We start from the raw sequence: 17,772 nt of genomic DNA on the forward strand, positions 1-17,772 counted from the left end.
TCATATTCTATTGACTATTTGAGTTATTTATTATGATTTTTTTTTCGAAAATAAATGAATGTAATGAAGTTTTAATCTTTATTTTGTGAGATAAGGCGAGATAAAATCTATATTATTGTATTTTATCTAGCTGTAGATGGTGTAATAACAAGTGTAGTGTTGCGTTATATCATTTTAATTATTGGAAACTGATGGCCTCAAGGCTATCATTGAAGCTACACGAAAATAATCGTAAGTAATCGATGATGATTCGAAACTTTGTGAAAGAGATCAAAAGTTTTGTTTTTTTGCATTGTCGGTAAAAATTGGCGTAGTAAACTATATTCGAAACCAATCGAAAGAAAGTCTTTTGGTTTCGTAAGGAGACGAAAGTGAAAGCGGCAGTTGAGAGGCGTATGGAAATCCTCGATATGGTAAACCAGCAAGGTAAAGCCAGAGTCGAAGATCTCGCTGAATTATTTAAAGTCTCAAGTGTCACTATCCGCAGCGATCTAAGCTTTCTTGAAAAAAATGGTTATATCGTTCGCTCTCATGGCGCAGCAATTCCTAACACAGGATTTATTGCCGAATTGAGTATCCACGAAAAACGTGGACAAAACGCGGGCATAAAAACATTAATCGGGAAAGCAGCCGCAACGCTGATAAAGGATGGAGACACCGTCATTCTTGACTCGGGGACAACTACTCGCGAAATCGCGACACATTTAAAGTCGCGCGAAAATGTAGTGGTCATGACTAACGGTCTGGATGTCGCAATGGAGTTAGCAAATACCTCAGGTGTGGAAGTATTAATGACCGGTGGTGTATTGCGAAAAAGTGCGTTGTCTTTTTCTGGCTCACAAGCTGAAAATAGCCTTAGAAATTACCGTTTTGATAAGGTTTTTCTAGGTGTTGACGGATTCGATTTACGTGTTGGTATTACTACACACAATGAACAGGAAGCCAGTCTTAACCGTTTAATGTGTGATATCTCAGAAACGATTATTGCGGTTGCCGATTCTACGAAATTCAGTAAACGCAGCTGTCATATGATCAGAGAATTTGGTGATATTGATATATTAGTGACCGATTCAGGTATTCCTGAAGAATATGTTCAGGAACTGAAAGATCATAAAATCGAAGTGATTATCGTCGACGATAAGGCATCGTAATTTGCTAACTCCATTAGCAACACCGCCGGTGTTGATTATGGAGTTAGTATTAATGCATCCTTTAGAAAAGATTGTTCAGCAACATAAATCAGGCAAACAGAATGGTATTTATTCTGTTTGTTCTGCCCATCCTTTAGTAATAGAAGCAGCTCTATTACAAGCGCTGGATAATGATTCCTTTCTGCTAATTGAAGCCACCTCTAATCAGGTTGATCAGTTTGGTGGCTATACAGGAATGACCCCCGCTGACTTCTACCAATATGTTATTGAGCAGGCGAAAAATGTCGGTTTTCCTATCGAGAAGCTTATTCTTGGTGGCGATCATTTAGGGCCTAATCGTTGGCAACACCTTAATGCTGAAGATGCGATGGCAAATGCAGATGTGTTGATTGCACATTATGTTGCTGCGGGTTTTAAGAAAATCCATCTTGATTGCAGTATGTCTTGTGCTGATGATCCTATTCCTTTGACGGATGAAATTGTGGCATCTCGTGCCGCTCGCCTCGCTGTAATTGCAGAAAATACGGCAAAAGAGACATTTGGTACAAGTGATATTGTTTATGTTGTTGGTACAGAAGTACCCGTTCCAGGCGGTGCTGCTGAAGAGCTTGATACTGTTGAAGTTACTTCACCTGATGCTGCGCGTAAAACCTTAGAATGCCATCGCCAAGCTTTTCATGATGTGGGGGTTGGTGATTGTTGGCAACGCGTTATTGGTTTAGTTGTTCAACCCGGCGTTGAATTTGATCATACGGGTATCATTGATTATCAACAAGAAGAAGCACAAGCATTAAGCCAAGTGGTAAATGATTATTCTCACCTTGTTTTTGAAGCCCACTCTACGGATTATCAAACTAAAGAAGCTTATAAACAGCTAGTTCATGATCACTTTGCCATTTTAAAAGTTGGGCCAGCATTAACCTTTGCAATGCGTGAAGGTTTATACGCACTTTGCTCCATTGAAGAAACATTATTCCCTCAAGAACAGTGCTCTAAATTGCGCGAAAAAATGGAACAACTGATGTGCCGAGAGCCTGGATTTTGGCAAAAATATTATCACGGTGATGAGCGTCAACAAGCCTTTGCTCGAGTATATAGTTTTAGTGATCGTATTCGCTATTACTGGCCTGATGCTGAAATTAATGCCGCCATCGATACGCTAATGGATAACTTATCCGTTAAACCAATTCCATTGCCATTACTGAGTCAATATCTGCCTTATCAATTTACCCAATTTAGAGAAGGCATGATTGACGGATCGCCTGAATCTTTTGTTATTGCGAAAATTCGTGATGTGTTATCGGTGTATGCCGATGCGTGCTATGTCCATTAATTGAGGGAAACCATGGAATATTTAAGTTATCAGACCGCTAAATTAGAGCAACTGAATGCATTTTGGACTGCGAAAGAAATTGAGCAACAACCAGAATGTTGGAAGAAAACATGGCAATCAGTAAAAGAGAAACGTGCTGATATTGAGGCCTTTTTAGATAAAGCGCTTGCAGTGCCTCATGCACGAATTATTTTAACAGGTGCAGGTACGTCCGCATTCGCTGGAAAAGCATTGGCGCCTATTTTAAGTGGCCATACAAAACGTCGAGTAGATGCGATTGCAACAACCGATTTAGTGGCTGATCCACAAGAATATTTAGCAGAAGATATCCCAACATTATTAATCTCTTTTGCTCGCTCGGGTAATAGCCCTGAAAGTGTGGCAGCGTTAGATGTTGCGACTGAATGTCTATCTCAGTGTCATCACTTAGTGCTGACATGTAATGCAAATGGCAAGCTTTATGAATATTGCCAAAATAACAGTAGTGCATTGGCATTGTTGATGCCTGAAGAATCCAATGACCGTTCTTTAGCAATGACCTCTAGCTTTTCATCCATGATGATGGCGGCAGTGACCATCTTTTTAGGGGATAACGTCTTTAGGGATTCTATCGCACCTTTTTTTAGTCACTATAAAGCACAGTTTAATAAAGCCAATCAAATTATTCGGGATAAATACGCGGGTAAGTTTAAACGAGTTATTTATCTAGGAAGCGGTGGATTGCAAGGTTTAGCGCAAGAAGCTGCGTTGAAAATGTTAGAGCTTACAGCGGGTAAAGTGGTTGCAAGCTTTGATACTCCATTAGGTTTTCGACATGGGCCTAAGTCTATCGTAAATAAAGAAACTTTAGTGGTGATGTTTTTCTCTAATGATCCTTATACACGTCAATATGAGACAGACTTATTACGAGAGGTTATTCACGATAATGCATCAGGCAAGGTGATCGCGATCACCGCACGAAATGATAACGCTTTCTCACCAGAGAGTTTTGTTTATATTCCTGCGTTAGAGAACTGTTCTGATGTGGCGCTATTGTTCCCTTACTTGATGTTGGCGCAATCATTCGCATTTCACAGTTCCATTGCACTAGGGAATACGCCTGATAACCCGTCTCCGACAGGAGAAATCAACCGCGTTGTACAAGGCGTCACAATTTATCCGTTCTCACACAAAAAAGACGACACACAGTCTGCTTTAAATTAATAAAATATAATAAGAGAGCTAATTATGAACACACCTAATATTGTCTGGACTCGCATTGATGAACGTTTACTCCATGGTCAAATCCGCATTACATGGGGTAAACATACCGAAGCAAACCTGATTTTAGTGGCTAATGATGATGCAGCAGAAGGCCCTAATGCCGCATTTATGCAAGCAGGTATGAAAGCGTCAGCGGGTGGTGAGTACGCTGTTCGCTTCTTCTCTATTCAAAAAACTATTGATGTTATTAGTAAAGCATCTCCTCGTCAGAAAATTTTTGTTTTGTGTAATAACCCGAAAGATGTTGCCCGTTTAGTGGAAGGCGGTGTGCCCATTACTCACTGTAATGTTGGCAATATGCATTTTCATGAAGGGAAACGCCAAATTGCGAAAACCGTATCAGTCAATGATGCCGACATTGATGCGTTTAAACGCCTTGTCGCAAACGGTGTGACTTGCACAATCCAAAACACCCCCGATCAGACACCGGTTGACGTGTTAGCGCTAGCATCAGCCTGATAATTTCCTGAACAAAAAACCTGCATTAGCAGGTTTGAGGATTATTTATGATTTTTGAAGCTTCTTTAGTGGCTTTATGGGCCTTCTTTTGCGGTATAGATAAGTATGATGTTGCATTAAATATTCACAGACCATTAATTACAGGGCCTGTTGTTGGCCTGATTATGGGTGATATGCAGGTTGGATTGATTGCAGGTGCAACATTAGAACTTGCTTGGTTAGGACTTGTTCCTAACGCCGGTGCTCAGCCACCAGATGTAACATTAGGCACCATTGCTGCGGTTGCTTTTGCGGTAATGACAAATCAATCACCTGAAGTTGCTATGGGGATTGGTATGCCAATTGCTGTGTTAATGCAAATGTTGGTGATTGGCTTCTTTGCAATGACGGCATTCACTATGGGAAAAGCCGATAGATACGCAGAAAGAGCCGATGCTGGTGGTGTGTCACGGCTACTGATTATCACGATTATAGTACGTTCATTACTCTATGCTTTAGTTGCCTTCGTAACGGTCTATTTTGGTGAACATGCAGCTCAATGGATTGATGAGAATACCCCGAAAGTGTTGCTTGAAGGTTTAGGTATTGGTGCGAAGATGGTTCCTGCTATTGGTTTCGCCATGTTGCTGAAAATCATGTGGTCAAAAGAAGTTGCCGGTGTGTTCTTCATTGGTTTCGTTATGACAACCTATTTAAAACTGCCAATTATGGCGGTCGCTATTTTAGGCGCATCAGCCGCCGCGCTCTACTTCTTCTTTAGTGGTAACAACAAAAATACAAGTCAGCAGAATGAGGATTTCGAAGATGGTATCTGATAACAGCACCGCATTGAAAACGCAGGATAAAACAGAAACAGGTTCTTTGATTGATGGCATTGATGAGTATCAAGATACCACAGTCAGAAAAGTGATCACGAAAGGTGACCTTTGGAAGTGTGCGTTCCGAGGGTTATTTATGGAAGGTAACTTTAACTTTGAACGTATGCAAGGTGGTGGATTTGCCTTCTCAATTATTCCAGCATTAAAGAAGATCCATGGGAATAATAAACGCGATTATGCAACATCACTGAAAAACCATCTGCAATTTTTTAATGCCAGTCCTAAGCTGTTTACCTTTTTATTAGGTACAGCTGTTGCAATGGAAGAAAACAAAGAAAAACCATCAACTGTTAACGTGATGAAAGTAGCAGGAATGGGGCCAACAGGGGGTATTGGCGATGCTATTGACCACATGACCTTAATGCCACTGACATTAGCATTGGGCGCATCTATTGCTATGGAGGGTTCGATTGCGGGGCCTTTTGTTTTCTTCTTTTTATATCAAATTGTGCACTTTTTAGTGTATTTCGGGCTGATGTTTATGGGTTATCGCGCGGGAACCGCTGCGATGGTCAATATGAGTGATGCCACTGAAAAACTGGCTAAAGCCGCCAATATTATGGGGATCTTTGTCATTGGGGCGCTCTCCGCGACCTTTATCAAGGTGCAAACCACCGCCTCGTTAGAGCTGGGAGGAAAGGTGGTCGAATTGCAAACCGCGCTCTTTGACAAAATCATGCCGAATTTACTGCCTTTGTGCTTAGTTTTCCTGATGTACAAAATGGTAAAAAGCACCGGTTTTTGGGGTAAACCTCCGGTATTGATTTTCTCAACTCTTGCATTTGGCGTTATCGGCCATGTATTAGGATTCTTATAACAGAGAGCCTTTACCACAGTCGTTATTGTCAATCGAAATACATTATTAACTTGCTATAAACGGGCAGGAGAGTCTTCTGCTGCCCGCAAGGAGTCACTCATGATAGGTCTTATTGTTTCAGGACATCTTAATTTTGCTTCTGGTATGGCATCAGCCGTAAAAGCGATTGCTGGAGAACAGGAAAATATCGCGTTTATTGATTTTGTTGAGTCTATTTCCCCTGATGAATTAGAAGAAAAAATGCGTGAAGCGATTAACTCAATGTCATGTCAGCAATATTTGTTCTTAACAGATTTACCTGGTGGAACCCCTTGTAATCGAGCAATGGCCATTATGATGCAAAATCTTGATGTTGAGGTGTTAGCTGGGGTGAATTTACCGATGATTGTTAATGCCGCTTTTGAACGAGAAGGGTGTTCAACGTCAGAGTTAGTGCAAACGTTACGCGAAATAGGTCAAGAGAGTATTCAGGATATTCGTGAGCAATTGGCACAAATAGACAGCAATGATGCTGATGAAGAAGACGGCTTATGAGTCAGCGATACGCCATTTTGGCAGATAGAACGTTTACACCTGAAGGGATTCGTTATCTCTGTTATGTCTGTGTTAGGGGCGATGTCATTGAATCGATCACCTCGCAAGCACCAACTGATTGCCCCATTATTCGCCTAAAAGGGAAATCATTATTACCCGGTTTTGTGGATATCCATATTCATGGCCGTGAAGGTGCGGATGTTATGGATGCGACTGAGCAAGGATTGCAAACCATCGCGGATGCTTTAGTGAAAACAGGCGTTGTAGCGTGGGTTGGTACAACGGTTACTGCGCCTATAGATGATATTCGTCTCGCATTATCACAAGTACGTGAGTTCTTATCAAAGCCACAAACGTCCGGTGCGTTGTTGCTTGGGAGCTTTTTAGAAGGGCCTTATTTTACCGAGCGCCATCGAGGCTCTCACCCGGTGAAATATCTAAAAGCACCGACAATATCAGAGTTAGAAACACTACTTGAAAGTGCGGGTGACTCATTATTGCGTGTCGCTGTTGCGCCAGAAGCACAAGGTTCAATAGAAGCGATTGATTGGTTGGTCAATCGAGGCATTAAACCTAGTGTGGCACATACGGCGGCAACTTATGAACAAACGTCAGATGCATTTTTACATGGCGCTGATTGTGGCGTGCACTTGTATAACGGGATGACGGGACTTCATCACCGAGAGCCAGGATGTTGTGGTGCCGTGTTGTATCACGATGTATTGGCGGAATTGATTGCCGATGGCATTCATGTTCATCCCGTGATGATGCAATTAGCGTATCGCATGAAAGGTTACCAACAACTTGCGCTAATTACAGATTGTATGCGTGCAGGGGGATTACCTGATGGTGATTATACGCTAGGTGCTCAAACAGTTAGCGTTACCCAAGGTCAAGCAAAAACTGCCGATGGTTCTTTGGCTGGGAGTACTTGTAGCTTAGATAGTGCATTGCGAAATATGGTGCAACTTGCGCACGTACCTGAGTGGGAAGCGGTACAAATGGCAACTGCGATCCCCGCAGAGTATCTCGGCATCGGCGATAAATTGGGTTATATCAAAGTGGGGCGACAAGCCAGCTTTGCTGTGGTGGATGAGTGCTTTCATCTCACCGATACATTCATCAGAGGAAATCATATTTACTCTGTATCCGGGGAAAATGCATAGCTTTTCTGTTATGCACCCATCAGTAAAAATGAGGTATTTATAATGGAAATTCGTCAGCCAATTCATAGTGAACATGCTAAAAGGCTTGATACAGAAGGACTTCGCAAGGAGTTCCTGATTGAAAACCTATTCTGTGAAGGGGAAATGAATCTCACTTATAGCCATATAGATCGCATTATTGTTGGCGGTATTGTTCCCACAACACAGCCTTTAGCGTTAATGGCAGGTAAAGCATTAGGCGTTGATTTCTTTTTAGAAAGACGTGAGTTAGGTGCCATTAATATTGGTGGTGCTGGTAAAGTAATTGTTGATGGTGAAGTGTTTGATATTGGTGCTCGTGAAGCAATTTATATCGGAATGGGTGCTAAAAGTGTTGAATTTACCAGTGATTGTGTAGAAACACCCGCGCGTTTTTATATGAATTGTGCGCCAGCTCATCATACCTACCCAACGCGCAAAATAACGCAACAGCAAGCATCGCCTGAAAAATTAGGTAATGCAGAAAACTGTAACGTTCGTACTATTTATAAATTCTTACACCCTTCAGTTCTGCCAACGTGCCAATTATCTATGGGGATGACGGTTCTTGAACCAGGTAGTTTATGGAATACCATGCCTTGTCATACCCATGAGCGTCGTATGGAAGTGTATCTCTATTTTGATATGAAAGATGACAATGTGGTTTTCCATTATATGGGGGAACCAACGGAAACTCGTCATTTAGTGGTTCGTAATGAGCAAGCAGTGATAAGCCCTAGCTGGTCAATTCATTCTGGTGTGGGCTCTGCATCTTATACCTTTATTTGGGGAATGGTTGGTGAGAATCAGGTCTTCCACGATATGGATCATGTGGCAATGAAAGATCTGAAGTAACTACGATACGAATAGTTACATTTTCTTCTTACTCTACTTATAAAAAAGGTGTGGCAATGAAGCCACACCTGAGAGGTTACTGCTATGAATTTATTCGATTTAAATGGCAAAGTTGCTATTGTCACAGGTTGTAATACAGGTTTAGGTCAAGGCATGGCTATTGGTTTAGCCAAAGCGGGTGCAGATATTGTGGGAGTGGGTATTCAAGATGCACCAGAAACTCGCCAACAAGTAGAAGCATTGGGTCGTCGCTTTCATTACATTACGCAAAATTTAATGAAACAAGATGGATTACAAGCGCTGGTGGATGAAGCTGTTTCTGTGATGGGGCGTATTGATATTTTGGTGAATAATGCAGGGATTATTCGTCGAGAAGACCTTTTAGAATTTAGTGAAAAAGATTGGGATGATGTGATTGATATTAATCAGAAAACACTATTCTTTTTATCCCAAAAAGTCGCTCGCCAATTTGTAAAACAAGGAGAGGGTGGAAAGATAATTAACATTGCTTCTATGCTCTCTTATCAAGGTGGTATTCGTGTACCTTCTTACACCGCAAGTAAATCCGCTGTAATGGGATTAACTCGCGCATTGGCGACTGAACTCTCTCAATATAATATCAATGTAAATGCAATTGCTCCGGGTTATATGGCAACAGATAACACCGTAGCACTACGCGCAGATGACGTGCGTAATGCCGCTATCCTAGAACGTATTCCTGCAGGACGTTGGGGAACGCCAGAAGATGTTGCTGGTCCTGCGATTTTTTTAGCGTCTAAAGCCAGTGATTATGTTAATGGATACACTATTGCAGTTGATGGTGGTTGGTTGGCTCGTTAATTTCATGGAGAAGTAGGATGGAACACGCTAATACAGAGGCTTTGCAAAAGAATACCGTATTGCAAAATATGAAGCGAGTGTATCGTTATCAATCGGCTAATCAAGTTCGCAGTGTCCGCCGCCGTAGTGGAAAAACCCGTTTTATTAAAGACACAGATTGGGAACGCGGTGTTTTATGGAGTTGTGTCAGTGCAGCATGGCAAGCCACACAAGATGAAGAATATCTTAATGGTGTATTGAATTACACACTACATACTGGGTTTAGAACGGGTCCTAATCCTCGTTTTGCAGATGATCATGTGTGTGCACAAGCCTATCTGGCTATTAGTCCATTGTTTGAACAATCTGAAGTGGTTGAGCCAACAATCAAAGCATTTGATATTATGATTGATGAGCCAAAACCTGGTCGTGAAGACTGGTGGTGGTGTGATGCACTCTTTATGGCGCCTCCTGGTTTTGCTGCGTTAGCTGAAATCACCAATGAGCGACGTTATTTAGATTATATGCACACAGCTTATTGGGATGCGATTGACCATTTACGTGATCCTGAAACAGGGCTTATCTTTCGTGATCATCGCTATATTCCTGATGGTCAAGGCAATGAATTACGTGAAGCTAATGGTGAAAAAGTATTTTGGAGCCGTGGTATCGGTTGGGTTTTAGCGTCGATACCTCGCATCCTAAAATATATGCCTGATGATTATCATGGCCGTGAACGTTATATTGTATTGTTTAAAGAATTAGCGACATCCATCCTAGATTATCAACATGAAGATGGTTTTTGGCGAACCAGTTTACTTGATCCTGATAATTTTCCTGCACCAGAAAGTTCAGCTACAGCACTATTTTGTTATGGACTAGCATGGGGAATTAATCAGGGAGTATTAGAGAAAGAAATTTATTTTCCTGCTTTAAATAAAGCATGGTCGGCATTACAAACCTGTATTCATGACAACGGCATGATAGGTTGGGTTCAACTTCCAGCATTTAACCCTCGTGAAGTGAAGTTTGAACATAATATGGATTATGGTGCTGGTGCTTATTTATTAGCAGGAAGTGAAGTTTTAAATCTTTTGTAAAATTGCTAGAGCTTTGATATTGACGCTTTGTTGTTTTTCTTGCGCTTTACATGCCTTCCGCGCAATATTTTCCTATCTAGGATGCCGACCAAAAATAGGGGTCGGCTTTTTTATTTTTAATATAATAAGAGGTAACATAAATCTGTTACCTTTTATTATAAATTTGGGTGCTTAGATTAAACCGTAATAACTTAATTAGAAAATTGCAGGGGATTTCTCCCCCACAAGGTTAATGTTTGTTATTGATAAACTTAACCTGAACATTTATATATTCACTATTAATTGTGAAATTTTCAATTGGATTGTTATAAAATAAAAATATCAGCAATACGGTGATATTTATACTAATAACAATCATACTAATAAGAGAATATTTGTTCATTTTCTTGACAGCACCTCTATAAGGAGGCAGAATCAAGTTGTTGGGTTAGATTCGGCCTCGGTTAATGTTAAATAACATAATCGGGGCTTTTCTCTTTCTGGTGTTTGCAAAATGCTTGAACCAGATTGATCCAAGCACCCGCGCAGAGCATAGCAAACTATTAAAATGAGACAACATATTTATTATCAATAATAAATCATGCGATTTTTTTTATTATTTTAAATAAGTAATTAATTCGCTAACTGCGCGAGTAAATAAAATAAGAGGTAACGGTAATTTGTTACCTTTTATTATAAATTTGGGTGCTTAGATTAAACCATAATGACTTAATTAGAAAACTGTGGGGGATGACTCCCCCACAAGGTTAGTGTTTATTACTGATAAACTTAACCTGAACATTTATATATTCACTATTAATTGTGAAATTTTCAATTGGATTGTTATAAAATAAAAATATCAGCAATACGGTGATATTTATACTAATAACAATCATACTAATAAGAGAATATTTGTTCATTTTCTTGACAGCTCCTCTATAAGGAGGCAGAATCAAGTTCTCAGGTTTGAGTCCGCCTCGGTTAATATAAATATATTTTCCGGGGCTTTTCTCTTTCTGGCATTTAGCAAATGCTTGAACCAGATTGATCCAAGCACCCGCGCAGAGAATATCAAATTATTTAAATGAGACAACACATTTATTAGCAATAATAAATGTGTCGATTTCTTCGCGTTATTTTAAATTATTAATTAATTCGTTAATTACTTTTAATAACAATAGAGCCTCGATATTTTATATCGAGACTCTTTGTTTTAAAATTTAAGAAGTTGACTTAACTAAATTAATAACAATCGGTGTTGCTTGTATTGTCGTCGTAGTGATAAGTGTATTATTATCCTGATGCTTAATCATAATACCAGATTGAGGTGTCATTAATTTCCATCTTCCTTTTACAGTAATTGTACTATTTACTGGTTGCGATTCTGCTGTGAGCCATTTACGAGAATAAACACTAACTTCAATTTGATTACCTTTATGATCAACTTGATCTGCTTCAATGCCCTGATATAAATTTAAATCAGGGTTAACAATACTTAATGTTAATTGCTGGTTTTGTGTTTTAGCCATAATCATAACAGGTGCATTACTGGATAATATTGTTGCCTCAGGTGAACTTACTTGAGAAGATTCAAAGAAAGCATATCCCTCCTCTTGAGTTAATTTATCTTTTACCGCATGAAGTTGATTATTATGTTGTAATACTGTGTATTCGGGGGCTTTATTATCTTGAGATTCAATCGCTATCGCATACTCATAAGTTGCATCACTAGGTGCGTTACCATGAGAAATAACAGCTGTTGCAAATAATTGTTCTGTAGGTTTTGAATTTCTATCATCAAGTGAATGTTGTTTTTGATAACTAAATTCTACGGTTTGATCTTTAGCGAGCTTATATAAATTACCAGCAGGATCAATTAAGGTATCTGCATTATTTAAAGTTAATCGAGTACCTAATTGATTAACCTCTTTACCATTAATGCTCACTGATTGTAATTTAGGGACGGCAAACTGGAATAATGTTGTTTCTGTCGTATGTTGTTTATCGTTATTTTCAATACCAGAGCCTAAGGCGATAACTCTATTATCAAATAAGAAATAGGATTTATTAGCTCTTAAGCTTTGTTGTTGATATTTACTATGGCCATGTAATTTCATGGCAAACATACTGTTATTATTAAGTGTATTGGCACCAGAATAGCTTTCTGTTGAAAGCAACATTTCTTCAATACCGGCGGCTGGTAATTGATTAAGTTTTGCTTCAAGTTCGTGATAGGGAAGATGGATTGTGGTTGTTCCTGGATATCTATTCCAATCCCATCCTGCATGGCTAAATCCCGATTGAGTTAAATCAGCTGGAATAATTTCTAATTGTCCATATTGTAAATAACGACCATAACGATTGTTATTTTCATAACTTTCATTGCCAACAAGATAACGACTAAAACCACGAGCAATTGCAAGCCAGCTTTGCTGTGGTACTTGAATAGAAGCCCTACGCTGTATTGCCATTGAAGCATAGTTCATCGCCCATGCACCAGTGGGTTCATTTTCAGCTTTAATACCGTCAAAATTGTCTTTGTTATCTAATTTTGCATAGGCAGCAGCCAATGTGGTATCTAATTTTTGTTTGCCATCAGGTGTTCCTGCTAATGCCATCCATTTAAATGGAGCAATTCCTATTTTATGTAATCCTGTGGGATGACGGCCACTTAATACCACAGGGATTTGTGTCTCTTTGGTGTAGATTCGCATTTTTAATAACACATCTTTTAAACGCTCATGTGCTGAAGTCGATAAGCGAAAAGGCGAATCGCTCAATGCATAAACACTCGGTGCTAAACCACCAAATGCATCTTTAGCGTAAGCAGGGTAATGCTGTGAATGATGAAAAATAGAACCATCAGGTTTAAAACCACCTGCAACACCTTTTGAACTTAGTATGGTTTTATTTAGCCAGTTTTGCAGTTGTACTAAGGCTTGTTGACGTTGTTGATAATCTGGCAACATCAGTAGGCTTTTTATCATCCACTGTAGTTGTGTGTTAAGAATATCAACGTTTGCATCAATGATTTCATCGTCTTTTTCAAAAATTCGTCCTGTGGCGTTGTACCACATCATCGCTTGTTGAGTCGGTGCTAAAAGGTTATTTTTTGCCAGAATGTGACGACCAATAAACCATGCATCAAAAAGCTCTCTAGTTTGATATCCAACATGAGTAATAATTTGATAACCACTACCTCGTGTAAAACCTTGTTCAAGGACGTAACGAGTTCCTAATAAATAGCGTTCTTCTAATTTTTTTCTATCAGTTGCTGATAAGGAATTACTACGCAAGTAAATGGCAGTTTGAAGAAGCGTTTTGCCCACATCTCTTAACATATTGGTATCAAGTAATGTTTTTTTCGTCTCTTCACTAAATACGCCTTCAACCTTCATAAAGTTTTGTCGGTTAGGATGATCGAGTGCTTTTCCTGTTATTGAACCATCAGCGTGTTGCGTTAATCCTAATTTTTCCCAGAGTGCTAAATTTTTATTAAGCATGTCTGAGGTGATTTTTTTATCAGCATTAATTCCCTGATAATATTCAAAACGCTGATAAATTGATGCCATTTCAGTTTGAGCATCATGAAACTCAGTATTGAAATTTAGAGTTGGATAATGAGCTTTAAACATCTGATCATACATCAGTAAAGCACTCCAGTTTTTACTGACCATCGTGTTTACTGCGTTATTGACGTAAGGAGTTTGATAATCAGGAACGGCCCATCGATTGTCTAAAGGTACACTCATCATAATTTGATCAAAAAAGAGAGTTCCTGCCTGATCTGGGGCAGTTATCACTAATTGTTCAAATTGACCTGTTGCAGAGCCTTGCATATCACGAAAAGGAACAGCAATACCTCGCCATCCCGTAAAATTAAGTTCAGCATTAAAACTTAGTGCAATTTTATTATTTTGTTTAAATGCGAACGTTAATGGGGAAGATTGAGGTTTTTCATTATAAATCCACATCATAAAAGTGAGTGGAGTTGCTGTATTTTTATCATCTTGGTAATTAACAATATTATTTAGCGTTAATGTTGCTTGTGGTTGATATTGCCATTTTAGTGATTGTTCACCATCTTTAGCGTGCTGTTTACTCAGTGATAATTGATTATTATTTGAAGTAATAAGGGTATTAGGCAGTTCATTTTCAAAAAGATAAATATCGCCGAAAGTTTCATGAGATAGAGAGGAGAATGCTTGTGCGGGTAATGATAAACAGAGGCTTAATGTAACCGCGTGGGCTAAAGAGTTTTTTATTAGCATAATCAGATTTCCTGCAAATAAAAAAGGAACGCAAGGGCGTTCCTTTTAATTAAATCATGGGAGTGGTGAGAGTTTGATTTCTTGTGGAATACCAAAGTAGCTGGTAAAAGTCAGTTCAGTGTTATCACCTGAAAGGTTATATTTCACTTCACTATTTTTATCAGTAGGTTGCCATTTTCCGTTGACGACGACATTGATAGTAACAGCCGTTGCTGCTTTTTGGCGTGTCATATTTAAATCAGGTGTAACAGCACTGACAATAAGAGTGTCTTTTTGTCGATGAGTCATCACAATCGCGGGTTTATCAACTTTTTTGATCCACTTATCTTCAATTGAAGCAGGCTGATAAAAGGCATATCCCGTCACATTGCTGAGTTTATCGTAAATAATATGAACATCTTTATCTTTACGAACAACTTGATATAACCCATTATTTTCACGAAATTTCTTTGCCATCTCTCCCATTTTTTCAGGAGTCGCATCTAAAAAGACCATATACTCATAATTGGAATCTTTAGGTTGAACGCTGTGATCAATCCACGCTGAACTGAAGTTTCCTTCTGTTGGTTGGCGATTTTTATTTTCAGCCGAAGTCTGGTGTTGACGACTGACATTCACTTTTTCAGCTTGAGTAATTAAATAACCATTACCGTTGCTATCAATTAACCAATCACCTTGTTTAAGTGTTGTTTGGTAAGGAATGGCTTCGATTTTTTGTCCATTAATCCAAATGGTATTTAATGTTGGAGTAATGGCATGTTGGAATAAGGTGGTCTCCACATTTTTATTTTTATCACTACTATTTATATTACTACCAATAAAAATTAAGTGATTATCAGCGGCTAATACACTTTTTTTGGCAGTGAAGTTAGGATCAAAACGCTCAAGATTGGCGGGATAAATAAGATCGAATGCCATCATCCCATATTTACCGTCAAGGGCGGATGTTCCGCTAAATCCACGCTCTCCACGTTGCATTAACGTATGAGGTTTAGGGCTGTCTAATTCTTTAAGAGGAAGGTGGATCGTCGTCGCTCCTGGCATTCGATTCCAATCCCAACCTTCTTGCTGATAGCCCTGTGAAAGCTGCGAACCATTACTCACTATTTGAGCGACACCATGACTTTGATAACGACCATAACGGTTATCTTTGTTATAAATTTCAGATGACCAAACATTGGTGTTATAAGCTTTCAGTGTCACCATTTTATCTTGCCAACGATGAATACCAAAAGCACCACCATTAAAGGCATAGAAGCCTTGAGGTAAAGCCGCTGGCGCAATAGTTTCTCCAAAAATAGCACTCGATTCATTTTGTGTTTTATCACTTATTGCAAGATAAATAGATGCGAGTGTTTTATCTGGAGACGGTTTTGCAGACATGGCAAGCCAGTAGTAACCTTGAGCGACTGATTTTAACGAAGGTGAGTTAAAAGGATGCCTTCCAGCAAGAGGTAATCCAACTTCTGGATTACTGTAAATCCACGCCGATACCATCGCTTTTTTCAAGTTATCCCAACCGCTTTCACCAACGGCAAATGGAGTACTACGTAATAAATAAATAAGCTGAGAGGCATTTTTAAATGCAGGGAAAGAGTAGCCCGGATAGTTGCCTTCATGTCGCCACGCCGTACCATCAGGGCGTAAACCATCTTTACTACCCGGCGGTACTTGAGTTAATGCGCCAGTAATGTAATGACTGAAGGTATTAACTAAGTTGATACGTTTTTGATCATCAGGTTCTAGCAGTAATAAGGCTAAGTGCTGACGAGATAAGGTGTTGAAATAGTCTAAATCTGAGCTATTTGCTCCTACTTTCATATCAAAACTACTTTTAAACTCTCGTGAATACCACAGTAATGAATCATAAACTTGAGTTTGTAGATTTGCTTCTTTTAAGGCATCAGACATTAATAGTGTAGAAATATACCACCAACGAGAACTGTATCCCCAATGATGGGTTGTGACTAATGCACTCCCCTTAACAAAGCCTTGGTCTAATAAGTGCTTTGTCATTAATAAGTACATTTGTTTTAATTGGGCTTTTTGTGTCGGATCTTTTTCAAGAACATAAGCACGGCTGATATTAAACATTAATGTTGTGTAGTTACCAAGAATGACATAATTATCAAAAAGTGGCTTATCTTGAGAATTAAGGTTTTCTGGCTGATAAATAATAGTTTGTTTATCCGTGATCAGATGCCGCCCTTGTGTTCCACCATCTGCTAGGGCGTGAATATTGAGTGCATCAAAATCACTTTTTAATTTACTAATATTTTCTTCTAGCGCGAGATTTGTCTCTTTTTCACCGCCAACAAATTCGTTAATCAGACGCTGGCGAATAAGATCAACCGCAGCTAAGTTTTCGGGCGTTGCTGGCAACTGAGGTTGTACGTTATGAAACTGAATTTCTGGTTCTGATAAGCGAGTTTTTACTTGATAATCAGACCATTGGTAGCGAGCATCATCGATAGAAAACATGATCCGATCGATATAGATTTCACCTTGCCCCACATTAGAAGGGGCTTTAAATCGTAGGCTATCAACATTAGCACCTAAAGATCGACCAATACTATCTTGAGAGCCATCAGAGGAGGTATTGATTGCATTTAAAGTCACCTCTCGATTTTCAAGATCGTTATTTAAAGAGACCCCCACAGCACGCCAGCCCGTGAAATTTAGTTTTACTTTAAATCCAGCCTGAGCTTCACTGATTGAATTAAGTTTTTCTCCTAGGTCGATAGTGAGATAGCCATCAATGGGTTTTTCGTTATAAAGCCAAAATGATAAAACAGGTGTAGATGCGCGTCCCCATGCTTTAGACGCTTCTTTATCTGTTGGTACAATAAGCTTTTTATGTAAAGTAAAGCTACTTCCACCTTTCCATTTCCACAAAAGGGATTGGCTTCCCATAATGCTACGCTTATCAGATAACGTCAGTGTTGAGTTTTTATCTGTTGTGAAATCAGCTAACGGGTTATTTTGGGCAAAATGATAGATTTCTGACTGCATCAGATTTTTAGGAGCAAATGCAGGATTACTGGTGGCTGCCATCGCGTTATAAGGAGCTGATAATAGCCCCAATGTTATAGCAAGTGCAGTAAAGCGAAATATCGGCATTATTTTTCT

Annotated in this window: 13 protein-coding genes; 11 read left to right on the forward strand and 2 right to left on the reverse strand. The window is 39.3% G+C overall.

Annotation, left to right across the window (positions count from 1 at the left end; genetic code table 11):
- Nucleotides 1-371 precede the first annotated feature (371 nt).
- The 11 genes from agaR (at nucleotide 372) to GWI59_RS11955 (ending at nucleotide 10,393) form a co-directional block, all read left to right on the forward strand.
- Nucleotides 372-1,151, forward strand: a complete 780-nt coding sequence (gene agaR, locus GWI59_RS11905; RefSeq protein ID WP_006533848.1) for a transcriptional repressor AgaR — start codon at nucleotides 372-374, stop codon at nucleotides 1,149-1,151.
- Nucleotides 1,152-1,203: 52 nt separating this feature from the next.
- On the forward strand, nucleotides 1,204-2,484 hold the full coding sequence (gene kbaZ, locus GWI59_RS11910; protein ID WP_109399912.1) for a tagatose-bisphosphate aldolase subunit KbaZ: 1,281 nt from the start codon (nucleotides 1,204-1,206) through the stop codon (nucleotides 2,482-2,484).
- Nucleotides 2,485-2,496: 12 nt separating this feature from the next.
- Nucleotides 2,497-3,687, forward strand: a complete 1,191-nt coding sequence (locus GWI59_RS11915; RefSeq protein ID WP_109847815.1) for an SIS domain-containing protein — start codon at nucleotides 2,497-2,499, stop codon at nucleotides 3,685-3,687.
- A 24-nt stretch (nucleotides 3,688-3,711) separates the two neighbouring features.
- Complete coding sequence (agaV, locus tag GWI59_RS11920; RefSeq protein WP_072063422.1) at nucleotides 3,712-4,206, forward strand: PTS N-acetylgalactosamine transporter subunit IIB; 495 nt, start codon at nucleotides 3,712-3,714, stop codon at nucleotides 4,204-4,206.
- 47 nt (nucleotides 4,207-4,253) lie between these two features.
- Nucleotides 4,254-5,021 (forward strand): PTS N-acetylgalactosamine transporter subunit IIC, encoded by a 768-nt coding sequence (gene agaW, locus GWI59_RS11925; protein ID WP_006533840.1) that lies wholly within the window; start codon nucleotides 4,254-4,256, stop codon nucleotides 5,019-5,021.
- Entirely contained in the window at nucleotides 5,011-5,901 is an 891-nt protein-coding gene (locus GWI59_RS11930) for a PTS system mannose/fructose/sorbose family transporter subunit IID (RefSeq protein ID WP_161724732.1), read from the forward strand. The genes agaW and GWI59_RS11930 overlap by 11 nt, the downstream gene beginning before the upstream one ends.
- Nucleotides 5,902-6,000: 99 nt before the next feature.
- A complete protein-coding gene (gene agaF / locus GWI59_RS11935; protein ID WP_161724734.1) occupies nucleotides 6,001-6,435 on the forward strand; it encodes a PTS galactosamine/N-acetylgalactosamine transporter subunit IIA in 435 nt (144 codons plus the stop codon).
- A complete protein-coding gene (gene nagA / locus GWI59_RS11940; RefSeq protein ID WP_109847813.1) occupies nucleotides 6,432-7,601 on the forward strand; it encodes an N-acetylglucosamine-6-phosphate deacetylase in 1,170 nt (389 codons plus the stop codon). The genes agaF and nagA overlap by 4 nt, the downstream gene beginning before the upstream one ends.
- A gap of 42 nt (nucleotides 7,602-7,643) precedes the next feature.
- On the forward strand, nucleotides 7,644-8,474 hold the full coding sequence (gene kduI / locus GWI59_RS11945; protein ID WP_006533834.1) for a 5-dehydro-4-deoxy-D-glucuronate isomerase: 831 nt from the start codon (nucleotides 7,644-7,646) through the stop codon (nucleotides 8,472-8,474).
- A gap of 84 nt (nucleotides 8,475-8,558) precedes the next feature.
- Nucleotides 8,559-9,314, forward strand: a complete 756-nt coding sequence (gene kduD, locus GWI59_RS11950; protein ID WP_161724738.1) for a 2-dehydro-3-deoxy-D-gluconate 5-dehydrogenase KduD — start codon at nucleotides 8,559-8,561, stop codon at nucleotides 9,312-9,314.
- A 17-nt stretch (nucleotides 9,315-9,331) separates the two neighbouring features.
- Entirely contained in the window at nucleotides 9,332-10,393 is a 1,062-nt protein-coding gene (locus tag GWI59_RS11955; RefSeq protein WP_006533832.1) for a glycoside hydrolase family 88/105 protein, read from the forward strand.
- A gap of 1,199 nt (nucleotides 10,394-11,592) precedes the next feature.
- On the opposite strand, the gene GWI59_RS11960 is transcribed toward GWI59_RS11955, so the two are convergent.
- On the reverse strand, nucleotides 11,593-14,643 hold the full coding sequence (locus GWI59_RS11960) for a chondroitinase family polysaccharide lyase (RefSeq protein WP_161724741.1): 3,051 nt from the start codon (nucleotides 14,641-14,643) through the stop codon (nucleotides 11,593-11,595).
- A 54-nt stretch (nucleotides 14,644-14,697) separates the two neighbouring features.
- Nucleotides 14,698-17,763 (reverse strand): chondroitinase family polysaccharide lyase, encoded by a 3,066-nt coding sequence (locus tag GWI59_RS11965; protein ID WP_161724743.1) that lies wholly within the window; start codon nucleotides 17,761-17,763, stop codon nucleotides 14,698-14,700.
- Between the last annotated feature and the right edge of the window lie 9 nt (nucleotides 17,764-17,772).

Source organism: Proteus sp. G2673, assembly GCF_009915125.1.
In the GTDB taxonomy this organism is placed as follows: domain Bacteria; phylum Pseudomonadota; class Gammaproteobacteria; order Enterobacterales; family Enterobacteriaceae; genus Proteus; species Proteus penneri.